At 48.6% G+C, this 786-nt stretch carries 1 protein-coding gene; it reads left to right on the forward strand.

Annotation, left to right across the window (positions count from 1 at the left end; translation table 11 throughout):
• The first annotated feature begins 15 nt into the window (after positions 1-15).
• Positions 16-321: a hypothetical protein gene (locus QSJ80_RS15555; protein ID WP_285765387.1), complete on the forward strand. Its 306-nt coding sequence runs from the start codon at positions 16-18 to the stop codon at positions 319-321.
• Positions 322-786 lie beyond the last annotated feature (465 nt).

The following is a 786-nucleotide window of genomic DNA, read 5'->3' on the forward strand; positions in this document are numbered from 1 at the left end:
TTTTTGGGGGAATAAATGAGAAATAGCATCACTAAAATACTGGCGGCGTCCTTGGTTTTTGCCGCCGTTTCGGCAGACGCTAAGCCCAATAAGGAGAAGCAGCTTCCTCCCGGTCTAGAGAAGCAACTTGAGCGTACCGGAGAGCTTCCTCCCGGTTGGGAGAAGAAACTGATAGTTGGTGAATACCTGGATTATGAAATTTACAGTCGGGCCGGCGTAATTGTTCCAGTCGGGAAAGATGGCGCGGTAACGGTACAAATAGAGGGCCGCGTTGTCAGGTTGGTGCAGGCCACTAGAGAAATCATCGAGATTCTAAGGTAAAACATAACAAATGGCTGCAGCCGACTCCATAAGCTTTGCTTCGCTTTTGTGATGTTCGCTGCGCTCACATTTTTACACAAACGCTCAGCGCCGCTATGTCGCGCTGAGCCAGGCGTTAAGCGTCGGCACCAAGAATTGGAAAAATATGAGCCAGATAGAAAAGCGGCTGTATTCTAGAGTCTGTACAAGCTGTGAAAGCCCAGAGGAATTCCGGTCAGTAGGCCCTTTAACAATTCTTGTCAGGCTAACTTATTCCTTGGCATTGGTTGCTTTGATTGTGCTAGCGTTTTGGTCATTTGGATTCGTAGCGTTGTTAGCTGCCGTTGGCTTTGAGATTCATAGAAAGCTCAAATCAAGGGAATGTAAGGAGTGCGGAGCACGCAATTTGATACCCGCCGCCTCTCCTGCAGGAGTAAAGATACTTGAAAAACATGGATGGCAGCCGCTCAGTAAGTAGCCGGCGCT

Source organism: Biformimicrobium ophioploci (assembly GCF_030270605.1).
GTDB lineage: Bacteria > Pseudomonadota > Gammaproteobacteria > Pseudomonadales > Cellvibrionaceae > Biformimicrobium > Biformimicrobium ophioploci.